The following is a 23087-nucleotide window of genomic DNA, read 5'->3' on the forward strand; positions in this document are numbered from 1 at the left end:
TTTCCATACTAGCCAACGCACCGCCCTCGCTGTGTGGTGAAGGCGCGCCAGAACGCGCGCCTTTTCCGTCACCAGTTTGGTTGGAGCGGAGAATCAGGCTGATGCGATCAGCCGTGTAAACCCAGTAGGGTCCATATCCGCTCATATGATGGGTCGAACACATGTCCGATCAGGCACCCCTTTTGGAAGCGCGCTCCATTGGCAAGAGCTTCCTCGGCAATACCGCTCTCGATAATGTGGATTTCTCGCTGCTGCGTGGCGAGGTTCATGCTCTCCTCGGGGAGAATGGCGCTGGAAAATCCACGCTCATCAAAATCCTCACCGGCGTTTACAAGCGCGATCAAGGCACGATCAGACTTGATGGCGAAGAGATTTTCCCCACAGACGTCGCGCAGGCACAAGCGCTGGGTATCGGCACGGTTTACCAGGAGGTGAATCTGCTCGAGAACCTTTCGGTTGCCGAAAATCTCTTCCTTGGCAGGCAGCCGCGCCGGTTCGGCATGGTCGACCGCAAGGCTATGCGGGAAAAATCCCGTGCCCTGCTCGCGCGCTATGGCCTTGATATTGATGTCGATGCGCTTCTTTCGAGCTACTCCGTTGCCGTGAAGCAGATCATCGCGATTGCCCGTGCTGTCGACCTTTCCGGCAAGGTGCTGGTTTTGGACGAACCGACCGCCAGCCTAGACGCGCAGGAAGTGGAGATGCTGTTTGCAGTTCTTCGCCAGTTGCGCAGCGAAGGGCTTGGCATCATCATCATTACCCACTTCCTGAACCAGGTTTATGCCATTGCAGATCGCGCCACGGTGCTGCGGAATGGCAAGCTGGTCGGCACCAGGGTTCTGCGCGATCTTCCACGTCTTGAACTCATCTCCATGATGCTGGGCCGGGAGTTCGAGTTTCTCACGCATGAGGCTGCTGCCGTTCAACCGGATGAGAATGATGCGACCCCGGCGGCATTCCATTTTGAAGGCTATGGCAAGCGGGGAAGCGTCGCACCTTTCGATCTCAAGATCCGCCCCGGCGAAGTGGTCGGCATTGCCGGACTTCTGGGGTCCGGTCGTACGGAAACGGCGTTTCTGCTGTTTGGTGTCGATCAACCGGATAGCGGCCAGGCTCTGGTGGATGGCCAGCCCGTATCCCTCACCTCGCCCAAGGCAGCCATTGCGCAACGCTTTGGATTTTGCCCGGAGGAGCGAAAGACGGACGGCATCATCGGCGACTTCTCCATCGCCGAGAACATCGCACTCGCCTTGCAGGGCAGACAAGGCTGGGCGAAACCCATTTCTCGCAAGGCACAGCTTGAGCTGGCAGAGGAATATATCCGCTCTCTCGACATTCGCCCGCCTGATCCCAACCGCCCGATCAAATTTCTATCCGGCGGTAACCAGCAGAAGGCCATTCTGGCGCGCTGGCTGGCAACGGAGCCACGGCTGCTCATCCTGGACGAGCCAACAAGAGGCATCGATATTGGTGCCCATACCGAGATTCTGAAAATGATCGAGCGGCTCTGCGAGCAAGGCATGTCGCTTGTCGTTATCTCTTCAGAGCTGGAAGAACTGACGGCCGTCGCCCATCGCGTCATCGTTCTGGCGGACCGTCAGCACGTGGCGGAACTTTCCGGGTCGCAGATCACCGCAGATAATATCATGCAGGCCATTGCAAAGCCGCAGCAGATGGAGGCCGCAGAATGAGCAGTGCGCTCACGCTTTTTCGGCGCATCACACCGCAACTGGTGGCACTCGCCGTCATCCTCGGCCTGATTACAGCCATTTCTCCGGGTTTCCTTTCGATCACAGTTCAGAACGGCCGTCTCTACGGCAGTTTGATCGATATCCTCGTTCGTGCAGCACCGGTCGCGCTGCTCACCATTGGCATGACACTCGTAATAGCCACGCGCGGCATCGATCTCTCCATCGGCGCGGTTATCGCGATATGTGGCGCAGTTGCGGCAACGCTGATTGCAGACGGCTATCCCTTGCCGGTGGTTATCACTGTGGCGCTTCTGGTAGGGCTTGCCTGCGGAATCTGGAATGCGGTTCTCGTTGCACTTCTCGATATTCAGCCCATCATCGCGACGCTCATCCTCATGGTGGCCGGACGCGGCATCGCGCAGTTGATCACGGAAGGCGTGATCCTGACGTTCAATAATGACAGCTTTTCCACTCTTGGGTCCGGCTCGTTTGCAGGCGTTCCCGTTCCTGTCATTCTGTGGCTTCTCACAGGCATATTGGTCGGGCTGCTGGTGCGCAAGACAGCGCTTGGTTATCTTATTGAAGCGATTGGCATCAATCGGCGCGCCGCCATGCTGGCAGGTATTCAGGCCAAGGCGCTTCTCTTCTTCGTCTATGCAGTCTCGGGCGTCATGGCAGCCGTTGCAGGATTGATTGTGACCGCAGATATTCGCGGCGCGGATGCCAATAATGCCGGCCTCTGGCTGGAACTGGACGCCATTCTTGCGGTGGTTGTCGGCGGTACTTCCTTGAATGGCGGACGCTTCTCGCTGGTAGCCTCCCTCATCGGCGCCTTGATCATACAGTCCATCAACACAGGCATTCTGGTGTCGGGCTTCCCGCCGGAATTCAACCTGATCATCAAGGCCGTCATCATTATAATCGTCTTGACCCTGCAATCGCCCGCACTTGGTCTTCTGACCACATTTCTAAGAGCACCCAAGACAAAAGCGCCTGCCGTACAGCCGCACGCGAAGGAGACCGCCTCGTGAGCAACTCCCGCAATCTTCCCTTCTACGCAACGCTGGTGGTCTTCCTTCTGGCCTATGCGGTTTGTGTCACGCAGTTCCCTGGCATGTTTTCCACACGCGTCATCGCCAATCTGCTGACGGACAACGCATTCCTCGGCATTGCAGCCGTTGGCATGACCTTCGTCATCCTGTCCGGCGGCATAGATCTCTCTGTCGGCTCCGTTATTGCTTTCACCAGCGTCTTCGTCGCGGTGACGGTTGGCTCCTATGAACTGCATCCAATGACAGCATTCATTCTGGTGCTTTGCATGTCCACTGCGTTTGGTGCGGGCATGGGTGCGATGATCCGGTTTCTATCCATTCCCCCATTTGTCGTAACGCTGGCGGGCATGTTCCTCGCACGCGGCGCGGCCTATCTTGTCTCCACGCAATCCGTGCCGATTTCGCATCCCTTCATCGATGCCATCCAGAGCCTCTCGCTACGCCTTCCGGGCGGAGGACGGCTGACGGCAATGGCCATGCTAATGCTCATCATCTTTGCGATTGGCAGCCTGATTGCCAGCCGCACCCGCTTTGGGGCCAATGTCTATGCGCTCGGCGGCAATCCACAGTCCGCAGAACTCATGGGCGTTCCGGTCGGACGTACTCTTATCGGGATCTACGCCCTGAGCGGCTTCCTCTCCGGTCTCGCTGGAATTGCCTATACGCTTTACACGTCGTCGGGCTATTCATTGGCAACTGTCGGCGTGGAACTGGATGCCATTGCGGCTGTCGTCATCGGCGGCACTCTGCTCACGGGTGGTTCCGGTCTCGTGGCGGGCACGCTGGTTGGCATTCTCATCCAGGGGCTCATCCAGACCTACATTGTGTTTGATGGAACCCTCTCGTCTTGGTGGACGAAAATCGTTATTGGCATTCTGCTGTTCGTGTTTATTGCACTGCAGCGCAGCATCATCTGGTATTCCAGCTCGCGCGCCATGAAGGGCGCAACCTAAGGGGATTTGAGTGAGCCTTCTCGAAACGACCATCACGGGTAAGAAACGCGGCAGCAGCCACGCGCATGTCGTAACGGAACTCGGTAGTGCAATCGTTTCTGGCGCGATACGGGAGGGGTCAATCCTTCCCGGCGATGCCGAGTTGTCTCAACGATTCAATGTATCACGCACGGTATTGCGTGAAGCAATGAAGACACTGGCAGCCAAGAGGCTTATTGAGCCAAAGGCAAAGGTTGGAACCCGTGTGCTGCCCAGCGACAAATGGAACTTCTTTGATCCGGACGTGCTGGGCTGGCGTTGCGATGCTGGAATTGACCTGGTCTTCATTGAATATCTGGCAGAAATGCGCCTGGCTCTGGAGCCTGCCGCTGCAGCCGCCGCAGCCTTACGCGCAACGAGCGACGATATCGTCGCGCTCTATGCTATTGCCGCTCAGTTCGATGATGTTTCCCATACGCCAGAAACCATTGCCAAGGTGGACCTCGAATTTCATCTGGCCATAGCGCGCATGTCAGGCAATCCTTTCATGCGCTCTGCCAGTGCGCTGATCGAGGCGGCACTTGCCATCTCCTTCCGGCTCTCCTCGCCCGCTTCCTCCGCTTCCACCATCCATGAAGTGGCGGATAATCACCTCAAGATTGTTCATGCCATCGCCTCGCGTGATCCTGAACGCGCCATCGCTGCCATGCGCCATGTCATCGACGTAGGCAGAACCCGTATCGCACGCTGCCTCGCACCGGACCCACAACAATTGGCACGCCCCGCCATCTAAAGCACGTCCAGCAAAAGTGCGTTAGCGGTTTTGCGTCCGGACTGCGTAAAAGCAGAGATATAGAGGATTTCAGGTGACCCCGTTTTCACCGGAAATGCTCTGGTCTCTGCCCGTCCCCCCCACGGGAACCTAGCGCCTGCCAGACTGTTGTACTGGTGAACCAAGGAGGCGAGTATGGCAGACGATGTCAAGAAACCCGAACAGGCTCCCGCCGAAGGAGACCGTGCAACAATTGACCGCGAACTGGCCCGCCAGGACGAGAAAAATCCGCACGACCGGCAACAAAGCGACAAGCAAAAGCGCTAGAGAATTTCCGATCAAAACCGGATCACCTGAAATGCTCTATCTCACTGCGTAAACGCGGTCCGGACACCCCCCTGACCTGCACTTGCTTGGCGTTGCCTAGAGGTATTCGGCTTATCCTGACCGGAACACAGCCGTTCAGGACGGTGCTATCCAGATCGTGTGGATGTCGCCACTAACCCTGCGCGTCTGTCATAACGGGCTGTATGCCAAAGCTCCGACTGAACAGCCAGATCGTAGGAACCACACCGCCAAGGATGCGATTGTAACGCATACACATCAAACCAATGAGAGCCGATCTTGAATAATGTTGGCTGTGCGAGACGCACCATCAACTGAGATGGTGAAATCTGGCTTTCGTCTTTGACGCTCAGCCTGCTCAATTGCCTGGCAGAGCGAAAGCGCATTCAGTTCAGATTCTGGTAGCGATACCGCGAAACCGAGATCAGCAAGCTTCTGCGCCCGTACTGTTTGTTCCGTCTCTCCACCGGAGGCGAAGGGGATAAGCACACTGGCGCAGCGTGCACGCAGCAAGTCGCCCACGGTATTGTATCCGGCCTGGGAAATGGAAAGCTTTGCGTTCATCAGAAGACCCGGAAAATCTGTGCGAAAGCGCGCTAACGTAACCTCCGGCGGTACGCGTTGCGTCAATCGCTCAAATTCTGCAGCTGGAAGGTTCGGCCCGGTGATCACACACCAACTACGCTGATCCCCAAGCCGTTCCCTTGCTTCAAGGGCTGCTTGAATAAGGCCTGCTCCCACAGCACCACCGCCGGCTGAGACCACGACGTCGTACTGGTCCTCGGAAGGTGCTGCAGGGTCAGGCAGCACCAAGCCGGTGTAAAGCACCTTATGCGCAATGCGATGGGTTAAGGGGAAAGTCTGCTCAAGCCGAACGAAGTTCTCATCCCCGTGGACCAGCACACCGTCAAAATGCTCCTCCACCAGCAAAGCAGTCTCTTCGTCACGACCGGGTTTTCGATTTTCCTGCAAGATGTCCCGCACGGACGAAAAGAGAAGCGGCTTTGGTGTTGCAGATCTGACGGCTTCCAGGAGGGGCAGCAGTTCAAAACGCATCTGACGCCGGCCAAAAGGAAAAGCTTCAATGATTACGGCATGGGGCTGGGCTTCCCGGAAAGCACCCAGCAACAATTCGACGCGCTTTGCCTGGAACGCCTCATCGACAACTGCGCCGCCAGCATCGACAAGGCCGCTAAATCCGCTGTTCGATGCGTAAACTTCCGGCAGCTGCACATGACGTATTCCCTCACCCGGCATTCCCTCGATCCGGCTTCCGCCCGTCACCATCGTCACATCCAGACCAGCAGATGCCATCGCCTGCGCGATCCGGCTTGCCCTTACCAGATGGCCGATGCCCAAAAGGTGCTGCACATAGAAGAAAATGCGTTTGCCGTTCCCGCTTGCCATCACACTTCTGCCTTACGCCTTGCTGAGCGTGAAGAGGCGATCCAGATCGCGAATGCTGTTGTGATGGTCGAAATCGCTGCGCACCTTTGTTTCGGCCGCCAATGCTAGCTTCTGGCGCAAGGCGGGTTCCCGAAACATTCGCTCAAGCGCATGCGCAAGCTGCATCGCGTCTTCCGATGAAACGAGCAGGCTGTTCGTCTCGCTCTCAAACAGCTCAACAATACCGGAAACGCGTGTCGAAACCACCGGCAGACACTGGCTTGCCGCCTCCACCATGACATTCGGCAGCCCATCGCGATCACCATCCGCCGTGACACGGCACGCAAGCGCAAACACATCGCTGCTACGGTAATGCTCCAGAACCTCGCGTTGGTCGAGCGCGCCTTTCCAGGTAATGCGGCCCTCCAACCCAAGTTCGGCGGCCAAAGCTATCAGCCGCTGCAATTCATCTCCCCCGCCAATATGCGTGAAATGCCAGGAGAGATCGGCCGGAAGCCTTGCAAGTGCCTGCAAGAGCACATCATAGCCCTTTTTCTTTACTGCCCGTCCAACGCTGAGCAGCCGGACCGGATCAGCGGCGTCCGAGCCATCACGTAAAGACCGCACAGCCTCGAAATGCGGAAAGCGGTCGAGATCGAGGCCATGATAGCTGAGATGTACATTGTTTCGGCCGCGCGAAAGTTCGGTCAGCCGCTCAAAGCCCACGCGCGTGCATGTCACGGCCCATTCTGCATGCTGGAGCTTTTCCTCCAATTCCCACGACTCTGACGTCCATATGTCCTTGGCATGAGCCGAAACGGTCCAGGGAGTTGCCCCGATCATGCTGGCATAGCGTGCGACAGACGCAGGCGTATGGATGAAATGGACATGTAACCATTCCGCATCCTGCGGCCACTCCGCCACAAGAACCGCGGCCTGCCCAAACCTGCGGAAGCGGTTGGGCGAAAAATCGCGCTTCAGATCCTTCAGGAAAGCAGAGAGAGCCCGGAAGAAGCCTGGCTTTCTGATGCAGGAGAGGAACGCCTTGCCAACGCGCAACGGCTCATCATGCAGATATTCAGGCAGGTACCAGACCTTGGCCTTGATCTCATCATGAACCGGATGCCGCTTTTTGTCTGTTGGGCGGCGCATTGCCACCAGTTCCAGGTGATAGCCCGCCCGCTCCAGCCCCAGCAACTCCTGCGCAATGAAGGTTTCCGAAAGCCGGGGATAGCCCTTCAACAGGACAAGGATCTTCTTCTTGTGGACCACGAAAACTCAGCCTTGGACGATGGATAGGTGATGTTCGCCCTTGCGCTTGAAGCAGTCGGCAACGATGCGGGAGATAGTGGGCAAGCCTTCGAGCTGCAAGCCCGGCGCACTGACTGAAGGCGGATCCCGCTCAAGGAGGTCCTTGATCGCTGCAGCAAACCGCGTGCTGTCAGCTGAATCCTCCGCCGAAAGCATGCTGACCAGCCCCAGTTCCTGCGCTCGCGTTGCACGGATCAACTGCTCCTCGCGCGGCTGCGTTCGCGGAACGATCAGAGCTGGCTTGTCGAACGACAGAATTTCGCAATAGGTGTTGTAGCCGCCCATTGCGACGACTGCCTTGGCGCCCGCAATCCGATCTTCCATCCGGTTGTCGAACTCGATGATTTCCAGCAAGGGATGACCTTCGCAAGCCTGGCGAAACCCGTTGCGCTGCTCGGCAGACATGTAGGGACCAAGCACAATATTCGCCTTGATGGTAAGCGTCGGATCCGCCTTATAGGCAGCAATCACGTCCCGCACGAGATCTGCGCCATCACCACCGCCACCAGTGGTCACAAGCAGATAATCATCACGCTCCGGATGCGGCGCGGTTGCTTCCAGCGAGGCCTTGCGTTGAAGGAAACCGACGAAATTCATTTTGGAGCGAACCGACTGCGGCACATCAATGCCGGTCAGCGGGTCGTAAAAATCCGGTGGCCCATAGACCCAGACATCATCGTATAGTTGCCCGATCTTGCGCAGCACGTCGTTGCGCTTCCATTCTGCTTCAAGCAGGTGCGGAGCGTCCATCACATCCCGAAGGCCCAGAATCAGTGTCGTTCCCTTGGTCTTCAGGTAAACGAGCGTGTCTTCAACCTCGCCACGCAAGCCCAATGGCTCCTTGTCGATGATGAAGATATCCGGTTCAAACGTTTCAGCGGTGTGGCGAATGATCGACTGGCGCATCTTCATCGTTTCCTGAAGATCGATATGGCGATCCATCGAAGTATATTCGCCATTGCGCAATTTGATCACGCTGGGGATCTTCACGAAATCGACGCGCGCACGATAATCGAAGGCACCCGCAATTGTGGCACCTGAGATGATGAGCACGTTGAGGCCGCGATAATCTTCCACCAGCGAGTGGGCAATCGTTCGACAACGGCGCAGATGACCCAGCCCGAAAGTATCGTGGCTGTACATAAGAATACGAGCGTTTCCAAGGCGTCTCGGCATGGGCTTCAGGTCTTCTCCTTGAATGTTCCTTTGGCCGGAAAACGCCTCCCCTGCGCTATCCGTGAGCATTTACTTATAGGGGTCGGCAGCATCTCTAAGCCCGTCACCGAGAAAATTGAAGGCGAGGATGACAAAAATTACCGGAATGACAGGTAATAAAAGCCATGGATAGAGCGCGAGGACACTGACCGATCTCGCTTCCGTGAGCAAGACACCCCAGCTGGTAATCGGAGGGCGCAGACCAAGCCCTAGAAAGCTCAGTGTGGTCTCCCCCAGGATCATGCCGGGAATTGTGAGCGTCGCACTGGCAATCAAGTGCGACATAAAGCCCGGCACGAGATGACGGCCGATAATGCGCGTGCTGCTGGCCCCCATCAATTGGGCCGCAAGCACGTAATCTTCTTCACGCAGCGCCAGCAATTTGGAACGCACGGCTCTTGCCAGCCCCGTCCAGTCCAGAAGGCCCAGAATGAACGTGATGCCCAGATAAACGAGAAGCGGGCTCCAATCCGCCGGCATGATGGCCGCAAGCGCGAGCCAGAGCGGGATAGTCGGGATGGAGTGCAGCACTTCGATCACGCGCTGAACGACGAGATCGAACCAGCCGCCCCAATAACCCGCGAGACCGCCAATCACAATGCCGAGCACGAAGCTGGTGATGACCCCGAAAAGACCGATCGTCAGCGAAATGCGAGCACCGTAGAGAATGCGCGAAAAGATATCGCGGCCAAGCCGGTCGGTTCCAAGAAGGAAGAACTGCCCCCCTTCCGCCGGGCATACGAGATGCAGATCCGCCTCTACCAAGCCCCAGAACCGGTAGGGTTCGCCATGGCAGAAAAAGCGTAAGGGCTGGATGTTCGTCTTGTCGTCCGTGTAGACGCGCCGCAAAGTTGTCATGTCCAGTGTCATCTGCTGGCCATAGACGAAGGGCCCGATAAACTGCCCCTCGTGAAACAGATGCACAGACTGCGGCGGCGCAAAAATATGGTCGATGTTGCGGGTATGAACCTTATAAGGTGCAAGGAACTCGACAATCACAATCATAAAATAGGCGATCAACAGCGCAATGCCGGAGAACAGCGCCAATCGATGCCGCTTGAAACGCCACCACATCAATTTCAGCTGAGACGCCTCATCAAGCGATGAGGCAGTGCCCTGATCGTCAGCATAAGGATCAAAAGGCCCCTCCTTGACGTAATGCGGCAGGGCCTGGTCCTTGGTCGGAAGGTTCGCGCTCATTTCGTGCTCCCTCCGCGCAGCCGGATACGTGGATCAAGGATGGCAAGCGCAATATCCGAGACCAGAACGCCGACAACCGTGAGAAACGCCAGAAACATAAGGAAAGAGCCAGCGAGATACATGTCCTGGCTCTGAAGCGCGCGGATCAGCATTGGGCCGGTCGTTTCCAGCGACAGGACAACGGCGGTGATCTCTGCTCCGGAAATGACCGCGGGCAAGATTGAGCCGATATCGGAGATGAAGAAATTCAGCGACATGCGGAAGGGATATTTCATCAACACCTTGAAAGGGTGCAACCCTTTGGCACGTGCGGTCATCACGTATTGCTTATGCAGTTCATCCAGAAGATTGGCGCGGACTCGCCGCACCATGGAGGCTGTCCCAGCCGTGCCGATGATGATAACCGGAATCCACAAATGCTCGAGAATAGACTTGAACTTGTCCCAGCTCATCGGCGCTGAAAGATATTTCTGATCCATCAGATGCCCGATGGAGGTTCCGAACCAGATGTTCGCAAGGTACATCAGGACCAGAGCAAGCACGAAATTTGGCACTGCAAGTCCGATCAGCCCCAGCAATGTCAGGCCGTAATCGCTCCAGCTATATTGATGCGTGGCTGAGTAAATGCCGATGGGAAAGGCGATCAACCAAGTCAGAATAATCGTAACGGTGGATACCATGATGGTCAGCCACAGGCGATCACCGACAACATCCGAAACCGGCATACGATATTCAAAGGAATAGCCGAAATCCCCGGTCAGCATGCCACCCACCCAGTTCAGGTAACGGATCGGCATGGGCTTGTCGAAACCATAGCGGGCGCGCAGATCCTCGATCTCCTGCATATCGGCCTTTTCGCCAATCGCCTTCAGTTCTTCCACATAGCTTTCGAAGAAATCGCCAGGAGGAAGCTGGATGATCGTGAAAATCAGCATGGAGATGAGGATCAGTGTGGGGATCATCACCATAAAGCGCCAAGCGATGTAGCGAAGCATTTCACGCATGGTCGTCATACCAGAAGGTATCCGGCATATAGACGCCGAGATAGGACATGGGAGCGAAACCGTAGAGGCCATCCTTGGGCACATTGCGCAGCCGGCTGGAATGAACCACCGGCTGAAGCGTGGCGTTCACGGTTCCGATGGTGAAGACCTGGTCGGTATAGAGGTTCAGCATTGCGTGCCAGATCCGTTCGCGGCTGGCGAAATCCCCGGCTGCCCGCCAGTCGGAAAACAATTTGTAAAGCGCCACGGCTTCCGGCATGTCCGGTGCCCGGCCATCATTATTGGCGGACTGGTGGTAGAGACCCCACAAGGGCCATTGCATCTGATCGTCGGATGTAGGAGCCAATTCCTTCGGCGACATATCCGCAGTGGGAACGCCATTATCCAATCCTTGCGCCACGGTCATGATCGTCTCACCACCTTTGACGCGGCGACGCAGCAGCTCACGCTGTGAGACACGCACGAAGATCTTGATGCCGACCTCGTACCAATGGTCCCGAATGAGTTCCAGCACATCGCTTTCAACGGTATTCTCACCAGCGGTTTCGATAATGATCCGCGCGGAACGGCCATCCGGCAAAAGCCGCTCGCCGCCGCTGCCGCGGCGGTCCAGACCTGCCTCATCAAGCAGCCTGTTAGCCAAAGCGGGATCGTAAGCAGACCAGGCTTCCCGATATTCCGCCCTGAAAAGAGGGCTTTCCGGCAAGATCGTGTTGGAACTTTCCCTGGCCAATCCAAAGAAAGCCGCCTTGTTGATTTCACGACGGTTTATGGCAAGCGAGAGCGCACGGCGTACCCGAACATCCCACCACAACTTGCGCCAGACCTCATCCTTGCAATTGAGGTTAGGCATGAGAGCGACACGCGTTCCCTGGATTCGCTTCCAGAGATCGACGGTGAGCGGATAGCGCTGCTCGGCATTTTTGAGAAAGGTGTAATCGGCAAAGTCCAAATTGGTGACCTGCAGGTCACTTTCGCCTGTGCCGGTTTTGGCAGCGATCAGATCCGAGGAACTGACATCCATCAACACCCGGTCCACATATGGCAATTGCAGGCCGTTCTCATCGACGCGATGATAATAGGGATTGCGCTCGAACACGAACCGACCTGCTGGCGGCGGTGTGCGGGGCCTCCAGGCATCAAGGGTTGGCAGATCGGGATTTTCCGGTCGCACCGTGCGCGACATCTTCTGATGCAACGCCACCCAGTCCTCAACCCCCTGTTCCTTGATGAGGCTGGCGAGCTTACTCTTGTCCTGATACTTTACATGAAACTGCTTGAGATAGGCAGCGGGATGCATCAGCCGCAGCGGCGAGGGCGATGCAATATCTGCCAAGAAATCCGGGTTCGGATCATCCCAGCTGTAACGTACCGTCAGGCGGTCCAGCACCTCAAAGCGCGGCGGCTTGTCATTCACCTTCAGGCTTGCCGGAACACCACCTTTGAACAGCTTCTTGTTGTGGAACATGTCATCCCACACATACTGGAAGTCCTCGGCGGTAAACTCGCTTCCGTCAGACCAGCGATGCCCATCACGCAGCCGGAACGTGAAGATCCGGTCCTCGCTGATCTCGAAACTTTCGAGAATATCCGGCTCCAGTTGCAGATGTTCATTATAACCGACCAGCCGCGCATAGCTGTTGATGGGCATATAGCGGATATCGCGCTGTCCGCCGATCAACATCCGGATCGTCCCGCCATGCCGCCCGGGCAATTTCCCGCTCTGTGAAAGCTTGATCACCCGGGGAGATTTGGGAAGCCTCTCGGAGATCGGGGCAAGTGATTCGGCTGCATTCAAAGTCTTGAGGTACTCCGAATCCCGATAGGCCGCGAAGCTTCGCACGGGGATAAGTGAGCCCGCCAGCAGGCCAAGGACATGGCGACGCTTGATCATGGCTGCAACTCCCGCACATCCACGTTGCGGCGAGCCAGAACCAGATGCCCCTGCCCCAGATCGGCATGGGCCAGATCTCCCGGCGTCTCCTCCAGAAATTGCCGCGCCCAGAGCTTTCGCGCCTCGGCGCTCGGCTGGCCTACCGCTGTGAAATCCAGTGGCTTGTCCAGATTCGGCGTCGGCACGGCGGCCAGAAGCTTCTTGGTATAGGGATGAACCGGATTGCGCATGATGACATCGCAAGGCGCGATCTCGACGATACGGCCCGCATACATCACCGCAACGCGATCTGCCATGTAGTTTACCACGGCCAGATTGTGGGAGATGAACAGATAGGTGAGGCCAAGATCCCGCTTGAGATCCTTCATCAGGTTCAGGATCTGCGCCTGAATGGAAACATCGAGTGCGGACACAGGCTCGTCGCAGATCAAAAGGTCGGGTCCGAGCGCCAAAGCGCGCGCAATGCCGATTCGCTGCCTCTGACCACCAGAGAAACTGTGCGGATAGCGGCTCATGGTACTATCGGGCAAGCCGATCGCCTTGATCAGACGCCGCACCGCCTCAAGTCGCGTGCGGCTATCGCCGCGCTTGTGGATCTGCAGCGGCTCACCCACAATGTTGCGCACCGTCATGCGGGGAGAAAGAGAGGAAATCGGATCCTGAAACACCATCTGGATCCGTTGGCGCAGAATGTTCAGCTCCTGGCCCTTTGCATCCATGACGTTGATTGGTCCGTCCTCGGACTGGAACGTTATCTGGCCCTGATCGGCAGAAATACCGCGCATGAGGATCTTGCTGAGCGTCGTCTTGCCGCAACCACTTTCGCCCACAAGACCGAGTGTTTCTCCGCGCTTGATATCGAAGCTCACATCGTTGACGGCGAGTGTTTTCGGGACAGCACCAAAACCGGCGCCTCTCTTCGTGGCAAAAGACTTCGAGACATTGCGAACGCTCAGGACCACATCCGACGAGGCCCGACCACGCTCCGAGCGATCCACCAGACCTGCCGCATGCACCTCGATCTCACGCAAGGGCTTCAGTCTCGCCTCACGCGGCATGTCGAAATCCGGCACGGCGGCCATCAGCCCCTTGGTGTAGGCATGTCCGGCATTGCGGAAAATGGCATCCACCGTGCCGCTCTCCATAACCTCGCCTCGGTAGACCACCACCACCTCATCGGCCATGGAGGCAACGACACCCAGATCATGGGTAATCAAGAGGATTGCCATGCCCAGACGCGACTGAAGATCGCGCAGCAATTTGAGAATCTGCGCCTGAATGGTCACATCCAGCGCTGTCGTAGGTTCATCGGCAATCAGAAGTGACGGACGGCAAACCAGCGCCATTGCGATCATCGCGCGCTGCCGCATGCCACCGGACAACTCAAACGGATACATTTCGAAGGCACGCGCCGGATCGGCAAACCCGACCAGAGACAGCATTTCCTCGCATTGTTCCCGCCTTTCCTTTGACGGAAGCACGGTATGCGTCTTGAGAACTTCCTCGATCTGGTCGCCGATTGTATGAACCGGTGAGAAAGAGGTCATCGGTTCCTGAAAGATCATGCCAATGCGATTGCCGCGAATGGCGCGCATCTTGCGTCCGTCATGCGGAAGCGTCAGCAGATCAATCGTCTCGCCCGTCTCGGGATCGTTAAAAATAACCCGTCCACGGGTCTGCGCAGCAGGGGTTTCGATACCCATGATGGCGCGACCCAGCACGGATTTACCCGAGCCCGATTCGCCAACCAGTGCCGTGACCTTTCCGGGGCGTATACGCATGCTGATGTCTTTGACCGCATGGATACTGCCACCCCAAAGGGGAAAGGTTACGGAAAGCCCCTCAACCCGGAGCAAATCCGACTGCTCTGTCATTCAATATTGTTCCTGGACACCTCAATTGCAGGCAGCAATAAGGCAGGTTCCCACTCTTTTCGTCGACCGTAACGCAGCATATTGCCTCTGTCTATCTACAATGCCTAAAAAGGACAGCCACATCCTTGGCATGTGCAGTGCAAACATTTCGGGAAGATGACGCCCGCAATAGAATCTACCTTTATAGTGTCAGATAGACATTTAAACCGACCGCCATCGAAAGTGCCGAGATGACGCATAATGAACTGCCCACCGAGGACGCACGCAAAGCGCTGGAGAGAGCCAGAGAATGGATCGAGGCAGGCAAGCTGGACGACGCGGAACGGTTGCTGAATGAAATAGCCGCGATGCATCCGGATCCAGTGGCCACGCGGCTGGGTAGCCCGACGACCCTCGGCCTGCCGCGCAAAGTGCAGTCAGCCCTGCTGAAAATCGCCAAAAAACGCGGCGATACCGTGAGAAAGGCGGGGCTTCAGTACAGCCTCGTTCCACCACCCGAACTCCTGCTCCCGCTTTGCACTGTTTTGCCGGTCGAGCGGAAAGAGATGAATGCCCTCAACAGACAGCCGGTGCCACGGGTCCTGCATCAGATCTGGCTCGGCAATCTGGACGTTCCCCCGGCTGCAGCCCGTTGGCGCGACCATGCGGCAAAAAACGGCTTCCACTACAAGCTATGGCGGGAGAATGATCTTGAGGCGCTTGGCGTGCAGCGCCATCCCGCATTTATGGATATGATGGAGGCGGGTGATTTTCCCGGCGCAGTGGATGTTGCACGCTACTTCATTCTTTACGAGCAGGGCGGCATCTATCTGGACTGCGACTGGTATCCTGCGCGTGACGATGAGAGCTTCGCCGATCTTCTGCCTCTGCTGGGGCTCTCAGCGCTCGCGGAAGAAACACCACGAGATACAGGTGCGGGTGGCCTCTTGCTGACCAACTCGTTCATCGCAGCCCCGCCTCACCACCCGGTTTTTGCCCGACTTCTCGACATACTGCCGGAGGCAACACGCCTTCTGCCGGATGGTCCCGCCTGGTGGTCAACCGGGCCACTGATCATGACGCTGCTCTTTCGCCAGACCGTGTTCAGCGTGCCGGATGCGGCATTTGTCGCTGACACCCTGCCGCGTCGCGCCCCGATCGAAGCGGTTGAACGCGCGCGCCAAAAATCTGCAGATCAAGGCAAAGGGCTGCTGATCGGCTGGAAGTCCTGGTAGCCCTCAGGAATTCAAGAGGTCACCCAAGGAAAGCCATCGGCAGGCTGGATGTTCCTTTGTTTGCATCAGAATGCGCTCCAGCACGCTCCAGGCCATATCATCATGTACGAGGTGATGGGTGAGAATGCCGAGAACGAGGCCAGGCTGTCTGGCATAAGCCAGCAAGTCTGCATAAACCGCTTCCGGATCGCGGCCGCCTCTGCTCCCCTTCCAGTCGATTATGTCCACATGCGTGTTGATCAGAGGAAGACCTGCTGCTTTCTCACGCCCGAAGACCGAAAGCGCAGCGTAGCCCAGTCCAGGCAGTGAGTCGGCAATGCGGTCCGAAATTCTGTTCCAAGGCGGCACCATAACCGGCTGGAAGCGCTGACCATGCAGGGCCTTCAGCTTCTGCAATCCGGCCTGAATCTCGTTCAACACCACGGCCAGGGGCCTTTCGTCGCCAAGCTCCTGCTTCTTGGCTGGCGGCCTGGAAAAGCTCTCGTGCGACCAGCCATGAACAGCAACACTGACCGAGGGGTAGGCCTGCAAATGCTCGGCAAGCGGAAAGCCGGTTTTTTCCGGAATAACCGCCAGGGTAAGAGGCACACCCTGCGCATCCACCAAACTCAGCAATCGCTCAAGCGCAGGTGTTACTGCCACAGCGTCATCATCTCGAAGCCAAAAATCGAGCCTCTTCCCCGCCTTGGCCAGCGCATCCAGTTCTCTCAACCATTCGGTCTCATTCATTTCCGCACTCTAAGGCCTCTGCCAGAATCCTGTTGATGTCACGCGATGCAGCGTCTAGCGAATGCCGCTCCTGCGCCATGTGGCGCGCATTCTCCGAAAGCTGCTTGCGATATTTATCATCGCGCAGCAATTGCCTGATGGCATTTGCATAGGCATCAGTGTCGCCAGGCGCAGTCAGCAGTCCGCTCACCTTATGATGGACGACCTCGGGAACCCCTGCGACCCCCTCAGCAACCACCGCCAAACCCGCAGCCTGCGCCTCCAGATAGGCTAGTCCATAAGCCTCCCCGTGACCGGGCCAAAGATAGAGTGCCCCTGTCTTCAACACCGAGACGATCTTGTCTGGCGGCAATTGGCCATCGAAACGCACGCGTTCACCCAGCGGCGCGAACAGCTCCCGCACTGCTTCAGCCACAGGACCATCACCAACGACAGTCAGTGTCCACTCTTCTGCGGCGAGGCGTTTCAAGGCCTTTGCCAAGGCTTCATAACTGGAGAGCTTATCGCCTGCCCGCATCATGGCAATAGTCACCAGGTTTCCGGGCACTGGTTCCGGTTGAACCGTCAAAAACGGTTCCGTATCGATGAAAGGAGGCACATAGGCACATCGCGCATCAGGCTGTGCGTGAAGCAAGCCTTGCCGATCTCTTTGCGTCAGGCAAATATTGACCTTCGCAAGCCTAATCCCCTCCAGCACCTTTTGTTGTGAGCGCGCCCAGCCACCAATATTGCGCCGCTGCGAGTAAGAGCTTTCTGCGGTCACATAGGCAATGCCGTGCTGCTGGCAAAGAGCGGGACCCAGCAAATCCGGGGATTTGTAATAGGGATGATAGCAAAACCACAGATCAGGCTTTCCATTTTTCGCGAAATCGGTGGCGATCCGCTCGGATTCGTCGCGTGCCTGCCGGATCAGTTCCTCCGGTACATCCGGAGTGGCCGAAAAACTGCGAAGATCCGAGACGAGCTTCACCTCGTGACCTCCGCGCTCCAGCGCCTTCCACAACTGCCTCGCCATCAGGCGATCCCCCGAGGGAACCGGATGGTCTGGCGATTTCAGCGGTGCATAAAACGCAATCTTCATGCAGAGAGATAGGCGCATCCGGAGACGGATTCGCAAGGGGCACACATCAGTTTTTATTGATGAAGCTGTGCCGCGGCACTTTCCCGGCGCTCTTGACAGACGCGCTCTCGAACCTCAACTGATCGCACATGAGACGAAGAATGCGGAGACCCGTGTGAAGCACGAACCGGAAGACAATCATCCGCTTGTTGCGGCCATTCGCGACAAGCAGATCAAGGCCGGCGTGATCGGTCTCGGCTATGTAGGCTTGCCACTGGCCATGAGCATCTCGCGGGCGGGGTTCCACACACTGGGCTTCGATATCGATACGGAAAAAATCGTCCGGATCGATAAAGGGAAGAGCTATATCGAAGCCGTCACGGATGACGTGCTGGCCGAGGAAACGGGAAGCGGCAGATTTTGCGCAACAACCGATTTTACGCGCCTGAAAGAATGCGATGTCATAGCCATCTGCGTTCCGACACCTTTGACACGCTATCGGGATCCCGATCTTTCCTACGTGGAAAACACCTGTCGTGAGATCGCAAAAACACTCCGTCAGGGCCAGTTGATCGTGTTGGAATCGACAACCTATCCCGGCACGACGGAGGAGGTTATGCGGCCTATCCTCGAAGGGGCTGGCCTGAGGGCAGGTCAGGATTTCTATCTCGGCTATTCTCCGGAGCGCGAAGACCCAGGCAATCGTGAATTCAACACCTCGACGATTCCCAAGGTCGTGGCTGGAGATGGCGAACTGGCAAGCGCGATGATGCGGGCTTTTTACGGGTCGGTGGTGGAAACCATCGTGCCGGTGGCCAGCGTTCGCACGGCTGAGGCCGTGAAACTCACCGAGAACATATTCCGGGCTGTCAATATAGCGCTTGTAAACGAACTGAAGCTTGTCTACGACGCCATGGGCATTGACGTTTGGGATGTCATCGAAGCGGCCAAGACAAAGCCATTCGGCTATATGCCTTTCTATCCGGGCCCCGGTCTTGGTGGTCACTGCATTCCCATTGATCCATTCTACCTCACCTGGAAGTCGCGGGAATTCGAACAGCCTACACGCTTCATCGAGCTGGCCGGCGAAATCAACACCTCCATGCCTCGATATGTTATCGAAAAGCTGGCGGAAGCTCTGGATCGTCGTTTGGGCAAGGCGCTTAGTCGTTCCCGTATTTTGATCATGGGCCTGGCCTATAAGAAGAACGTGCCGGATATACGCGAAAGCCCATCGCTTCGTCTGATGGAACTCCTGATCGAGCGAGGCGCTGAGGTCGAATATCACGATCCCTTCCTCGACGAGGTGCCGCGAACACGTGAATACGGCCATCTCAAGGGGCGTCGCTCGGTTCAGGCTGAAGCCGATAACCTTGCAGGTTTCGATGCGGCGGTCATCGCAACCGATCATGATGGGGTGGACTATGCGCGGCTCGCCACACACGTTCCGCTGGTCGTCGATACCCGCAATGTCTATGCCCGGCGAAGCCTGGCATTCGACAACATCGTCAAGGCATGAGACCAGACATCGCGACATTGGAAGGGAACCTAGCTTGAGCAGACTGGACAGCTTCATCAACCGCATGAGTGCGCAACGCGACCTGCTGAATCATGTACGTGATGATCTGGCCATTCCAGAGGGCCCGATCTTCGAAATCGGCCTTGGCAATGGTCGCACATTCAGCCATTTGCGAGAAAATTTTCCGAACCGCCGCGTTATTGCATTTGACCGCAAGCTCGCTTCGCACAACTCCGCAACGCCTGATCCTCAGGATTTCGTGGAAGGAGAGATTCGTGAGAGCGGACAGGCCTTTATCGGTGCCGGTGCGGCTCTGGTTCATGCAGATATCGGCACAGGTTACGACGACAAGGACGCCATTACAATGACATGGCTGCCGCAAATGGTGGCGGGAATGCTGACAACTGGCGGAGTGGCGGTCAGTGGCCTGCCGCTGGAACATCCGCACCTTGAAGAACTGCCCCGCCTGCCCACGGTTGCCGAGGGGCGCTACTTTCACTACCGCCGACTATAGAGCGCCGGCCTACTCGTTTATCTCGCGGAGAACCGCAGAGGGCTTGCCCCTTCACTGAACCGGTCCCTCAGCGACTGCGCAAGCACGCGGCTGATTTCGAAACTCATGCGCGGATTGTCGGATACCAGCTTCAAGAGACAATCCCGGCCGATCTTCAACACCTCGACGGGCGTTCGGGCGATGGCAGTCGATCTGCGGGGCTGATCGGAAAGAAGGCACATTTCGCCAAGCATTCCGCTTACGCCCACGCAGCCAGCCTCTGCGTCGGCCGGAAGGGGAGCAAGCTCGACCGAACCGTCGAGCACCACATACGCGGCATCCGAGGCTTCGCCCTCACGGAAGAGACACTCGCCGGGCTGATAGCTTACGCGTTGAGATGCAAAGGCGAGGAGTTTCAGCTTACACGGTTCCACGCGGTTGAAGTAGGGCACTTTCCGCAGCAGTTCCACTTCTTCCTTCAGCAACATGGCGCCGATCACTCCCGTTCACCGCCAGCCAGGGTCACCCCTCAAGCAACCAGCGATTTGAATATTCCACTCTCTCGGTCGAGGGTTTCAAATGTGCCATCTTCCACGACCTTGCCGCGGTCAAATACGACCACTCGATGAAACAATCGTGACAGCGAAGTGTTCGAAAGAACCCACATAATTGCGGGATCATTGTCCTGTTCCCTCAGAAAATCGAGGACAGCCTTAACGATCTCCTCCTGCACACGCCGATCAAGCCCCGGAAGCGGACGGTTGAAAACGTAAAAATCCGAGCGTCGTACCAGAGCTCTCGCAAGGCTAAGTTTATGTCGCTGCGTAAGAGTAAGACGCCGGCCACCTGTCCCCACCTCGAAACTGAGACCAAGGCCTAAGAAACTCTCAAAAAGTCCCTTCTCACGCATGATTTCGCCGGCAATCTTGCGAATTCTGGCCGGGGCATCTGCCACACGGTGCGAAAGTTTGCCGAACAACACGTTTTCGCGCAGCGTTGCCGCAGCCATGTAGCGATGCGGATCGTAGCGTTCCACCCGGTCCTGCAGCTCGGCCGGAAGATGGGAATAGAAACTGTCCCGCGCTGCGACAACCGCATCCATGATTTCCTGCGTGAGAACACCAAAGCGGAAACGTGGCTCTATATAATGCAGACTGAGGCGAACGATGGAGCGTGCCTCTTCCTCGGATAGACCGGCATCTCCTCTGACCTGCAAGCGCTGAAGAAGCTGCTGATACTGAGCGATGTCTTCTGCGGTGATCCGCTCCAGCTGCTGAAAGAACGGGTGCTCAGGTGGCAGGTCTGCGAAGATTTCAACAATGTCTTCGGCAATCTTCAAGCCCATGCCGTACAGCATGTCGAAGAGCTTCGTAACTTCCAGAACCTCGAAAAGATACTCGCTATCGGTCACGTCGCGGCCAGTTGCACCCGACATGCGAGTGGCCGCGAAAAGCAGGTTTTCTGCCACGGTCGCCTCGACATTATAGGCCGACGGATCGAAATGCGCGACGATGTGGGCTGCCCCCTCAGCGTGCAGAGCCTCGCGCAGAGCATGACGCATCTCCACCACGCGCTCTGCCATGCCGGGATTCTCTTCGGGATCCAGATAGGAATGCAGTGCCAGTTCCATTACATCCGATGTCAGTTGCACCGCATCGAGCGCACGCAAGAGAGATTGCTTGAGATCATCATCGAACCCTCTCAGCACCGAGGTCGAGCGACGGTCGATCCAGTCAGCGTTCAGATCATAGGAGCAGTTCCCAGCAAGCTCCGCTTCTCGAACCTCCCATCGCCGGGTACTGGCATCCTCGCCGGAATAGCTGACAGTCGTTGTCGGCGCGTGTTTCAGGCCGTAGAGCAGATTATCCTTCAAACTGCCATGGAAAAAATAGCCGTCGGCAGAGGCATAGGTAATGCGCCTGCCGGAAATCGCTTCCGGCAATTCAAGCAGGTCCGTCTCGCCGAGGCTCACACGCCCGGCGACCGGCCAGACGATACGCGCCAAAGCCTCGGCAAGGCTCTCTGCGCCGTTGCCGGAATTATCGATAAGCGCCACGGTCTCGCCGCGCTCAACTTTCAGACTCACATTGTCCAGTGTGCGCGCGCCACTGCCGTCAGCCACCGTGAGGTTATGTGCCACAACGGCTTCGGCAGTATAGGAAGGCATTACCGGGTTAAGCTGGTGAAGGGCGGGATCGACCAATTGCCCGGGTTCAAACTGCTCCAGGACCTGCTCATACTTCACCTGCACATCTTGACGTGACTGATCCCAATCGATCAGCTCCTTCAAGGGACCGGGCAAATCCTTGTAGGCGTTGATGACCGCGACGAGCTGCCCGACATCGAGTGAACCCCTCAGCGCGAAATATCCGCCAATCGAATAGAAGAGAAACGGTGTGAGCTGTGACAGGAAGTTGTTCACGAACTTGACGAGAAACTTCCATTGATAGAGTTCGTAACGGATCTTGTAGATGTGGCCCAATCTGCGGGCGATGTCGGCGCGTTCGTAATTGCTGGTGTCGTAGGCATGAATCGTATCAATGCCATCGACGATCTCCCCGACCTTGCCCGCGAGATGGCGGGCCGTAATCTGTCGCTGGCGGCCCAGATCGATCAGGCGCCGCCGCATTTTCGGGATGATGCCCACCTGGATGGCAACCATGGCGAAAGCTATGAGTCCGAGCCACAGGCTTTGCAGGAAAATGAAGAAAAGCGCCGCGGCCGCCTGACCGCCCAACATGACCGGTTGAACGAATGCATCCCCGGTAAAACCGCCGAAAGGCTCTACTTCATCCTTCACCATGGTAGAGACTTCCGCACCATGCGCCTGTTTCAAGGCACTGGGGGGAAATCTCAGAACGCGATCGACCAGTTCGAACCTTATGCGGCGCAGAAGCCTCTCGCCGAGCCTTCCCTTGTAGGTATTGATATAGAATTTGAAGAGACCGTTGATGACGACCAGAAGCAGGAACACGCCACTCAGCGCCATCAGCATGGACATTCGGTCGAGTTCTATGCCGGGAAAACGGTAAGTCAGCTCAGTGAAAGGTATGGACAGTTCAAACGCGCCGAAGACCTGGGTGGAATCCGGAGTCTCGAACCCGCTCCCCTGTATTGGACCGTTGATGATCTGCTTGGGTAGATCGAAGGCCGCAAAATACGGGATCATGGACAGAAGTACGATGGCCAGGACAAACACCTGCTGGCGCCGTGTATGCTTCCATATATAGCGAAGTAGGTTGCGTTCCATCAGCGGCGTGTCATTGTGATCAATGGTTCCGCCAGACCCGAGTCGCGGAAGTTGTTTCAACGGATGACATATATAGGTTCCGCCGCCGAGCACCAACGAAAGATGAGCGCAGTTATCCCCCCGGACAGGCGAACTCTGGCCTGGTG

At 56.9% G+C, this 23087-nt stretch carries 19 protein-coding genes; 8 read left to right on the forward strand and 11 right to left on the reverse strand.

The features are described 5' to 3' along the window. The first annotated feature begins 161 nt into the window (after positions 1 to 161). The 5 genes from ACFSE1_RS05660 (at position 162) to ACFSE1_RS05680 (ending at position 4774) form a co-directional block, all read left to right on the forward strand. On the forward strand, positions 162 to 1691 hold the full coding sequence (locus ACFSE1_RS05660; protein WP_377397653.1) for a sugar ABC transporter ATP-binding protein: 1530 nt from the start codon (positions 162 to 164) through the stop codon (positions 1689 to 1691). After that, positions 1688 to 2722, forward strand: coding sequence for an ABC transporter permease (locus ACFSE1_RS05665; RefSeq protein WP_377397656.1), 1035 nt, complete (start codon positions 1688 to 1690; stop codon positions 2720 to 2722). Before ACFSE1_RS05660 ends, ACFSE1_RS05665 begins: the two co-directional genes overlap by 4 nt. Continuing rightward, positions 2719 to 3696: a galactofuranose ABC transporter, permease protein YjfF gene (yjfF, locus tag ACFSE1_RS05670; protein WP_377397659.1), complete on the forward strand. Its 978-nt coding sequence runs from the start codon at positions 2719 to 2721 to the stop codon at positions 3694 to 3696. The genes ACFSE1_RS05665 and yjfF overlap by 4 nt, the downstream gene beginning before the upstream one ends. 10 nt (positions 3697 to 3706) lie before the next feature. Continuing rightward, positions 3707 to 4468 carry a FadR/GntR family transcriptional regulator gene (locus ACFSE1_RS05675; RefSeq protein WP_377397662.1) on the forward strand — a complete coding sequence of 254 codons (762 nt, stop codon included), beginning with the start codon at positions 3707 to 3709 and terminating at the stop codon, positions 4466 to 4468. 174 nt (positions 4469 to 4642) lie between these two features. After that, complete coding sequence (locus ACFSE1_RS05680; RefSeq protein ID WP_377397665.1) at positions 4643 to 4774, forward strand: hypothetical protein; 132 nt, start codon at positions 4643 to 4645, stop codon at positions 4772 to 4774. A gap of 276 nt (positions 4775 to 5050) precedes the next feature. Here the strand turns inward: ACFSE1_RS05680 and ACFSE1_RS05685 are convergent, their stop codons facing one another. The 7 genes from ACFSE1_RS05685 to ACFSE1_RS05715 form a co-directional block, all read right to left on the reverse strand. Further along, positions 5051 to 6199 carry a glycosyltransferase family protein gene (locus ACFSE1_RS05685; protein ID WP_377397668.1) on the reverse strand — a complete coding sequence of 383 codons (1149 nt, stop codon included), beginning with the start codon at positions 6197 to 6199 and terminating at the stop codon, positions 5051 to 5053. 12 nt (positions 6200 to 6211) lie between these two features. Continuing rightward, positions 6212 to 7450: a glycosyltransferase family 4 protein gene (locus tag ACFSE1_RS05690; RefSeq protein ID WP_377397671.1), complete on the reverse strand. Its 1239-nt coding sequence runs from the start codon at positions 7448 to 7450 to the stop codon at positions 6212 to 6214. A gap of 6 nt (positions 7451 to 7456) precedes the next feature. Next, positions 7457 to 8665, reverse strand: coding sequence for a glycosyltransferase family protein (locus ACFSE1_RS05695; RefSeq protein WP_377397674.1), 1209 nt, complete (start codon positions 8663 to 8665; stop codon positions 7457 to 7459). Between the two features lie 69 nt (positions 8666 to 8734). After that, a complete protein-coding gene (locus tag ACFSE1_RS05700; RefSeq protein WP_377397677.1) occupies positions 8735 to 9904 on the reverse strand; it encodes an ABC transporter permease in 1170 nt (389 codons plus the stop codon). Further along, entirely contained in the window at positions 9901 to 10899 is a 999-nt protein-coding gene (locus tag ACFSE1_RS05705) for an ABC transporter permease (RefSeq protein WP_377397878.1), read from the reverse strand. The genes ACFSE1_RS05700 and ACFSE1_RS05705 overlap by 4 nt, the downstream gene beginning before the upstream one ends. 1 nt (position 10900) lies before the next feature. Then, entirely contained in the window at positions 10901 to 12802 is a 1902-nt protein-coding gene (locus ACFSE1_RS05710) for an ABC transporter substrate-binding protein (protein WP_377397680.1), read from the reverse strand. Then, the gene (locus tag ACFSE1_RS05715) at positions 12799 to 14676 is read right to left on the reverse strand and encodes an ABC transporter ATP-binding protein (RefSeq protein ID WP_377397683.1); all 1878 of its coding nucleotides are present in this window, start codon (positions 14674 to 14676) and stop codon (positions 12799 to 12801) included. Before ACFSE1_RS05715 ends, ACFSE1_RS05710 begins: the two co-directional genes overlap by 4 nt. Positions 14677 to 14906: 230 nt before the next feature. Between ACFSE1_RS05715 and ACFSE1_RS05720 the strand changes: the two genes are divergently transcribed. Then, positions 14907 to 15890 carry a glycosyltransferase family 32 protein gene (locus tag ACFSE1_RS05720; protein WP_377397686.1) on the forward strand — a complete coding sequence of 328 codons (984 nt, stop codon included), beginning with the start codon at positions 14907 to 14909 and terminating at the stop codon, positions 15888 to 15890. A 3-nt stretch (positions 15891 to 15893) separates the two neighbouring features. On the opposite strand, the gene ACFSE1_RS05725 is transcribed toward ACFSE1_RS05720, so the two are convergent. Together ACFSE1_RS05725 and ACFSE1_RS05730 are read right to left on the reverse strand one after the other, a co-directional pair. Next, positions 15894 to 16619 (reverse strand): polysaccharide deacetylase family protein, encoded by a 726-nt coding sequence (locus tag ACFSE1_RS05725; RefSeq protein ID WP_377397689.1) that lies wholly within the window; start codon positions 16617 to 16619, stop codon positions 15894 to 15896. Then, positions 16612 to 17700 (reverse strand): glycosyltransferase family 4 protein, encoded by a 1089-nt coding sequence (locus tag ACFSE1_RS05730; protein WP_377397692.1) that lies wholly within the window; start codon positions 17698 to 17700, stop codon positions 16612 to 16614. Before ACFSE1_RS05730 ends, ACFSE1_RS05725 begins: the two co-directional genes overlap by 8 nt. 154 nt (positions 17701 to 17854) lie before the next feature. On the opposite strand from ACFSE1_RS05730, the gene ACFSE1_RS05735 reads away from it, so the two are divergent. After that, the gene (locus ACFSE1_RS05735) at positions 17855 to 19198 is read left to right on the forward strand and encodes a nucleotide sugar dehydrogenase (protein WP_377397695.1); all 1344 of its coding nucleotides are present in this window, start codon (positions 17855 to 17857) and stop codon (positions 19196 to 19198) included. A gap of 34 nt (positions 19199 to 19232) precedes the next feature. Then, a complete protein-coding gene (locus ACFSE1_RS05740; RefSeq protein WP_377397698.1) occupies positions 19233 to 19712 on the forward strand; it encodes a class I SAM-dependent methyltransferase in 480 nt (159 codons plus the stop codon). 17 nt (positions 19713 to 19729) lie between these two features. Here the strand turns inward: ACFSE1_RS05740 and ACFSE1_RS05745 are convergent, their stop codons facing one another. Continuing rightward, a complete protein-coding gene (locus tag ACFSE1_RS05745) occupies positions 19730 to 20179 on the reverse strand; it encodes a cyclic nucleotide-binding domain-containing protein (protein ID WP_377397701.1) in 450 nt (149 codons plus the stop codon). 41 nt (positions 20180 to 20220) lie between these two features. Then, a complete protein-coding gene (locus tag ACFSE1_RS05750; protein ID WP_377397704.1) occupies positions 20221 to 22941 on the reverse strand; it encodes an ABC transporter transmembrane domain-containing protein in 2721 nt (906 codons plus the stop codon). Between the last annotated feature and the right edge of the window lie 146 nt (positions 22942 to 23087).

The sequence above is a fragment of the Affinirhizobium helianthi genome (assembly GCF_042680945.1).
Lineage (GTDB): Bacteria > Pseudomonadota > Alphaproteobacteria > Rhizobiales > Rhizobiaceae > Neorhizobium > Neorhizobium helianthi.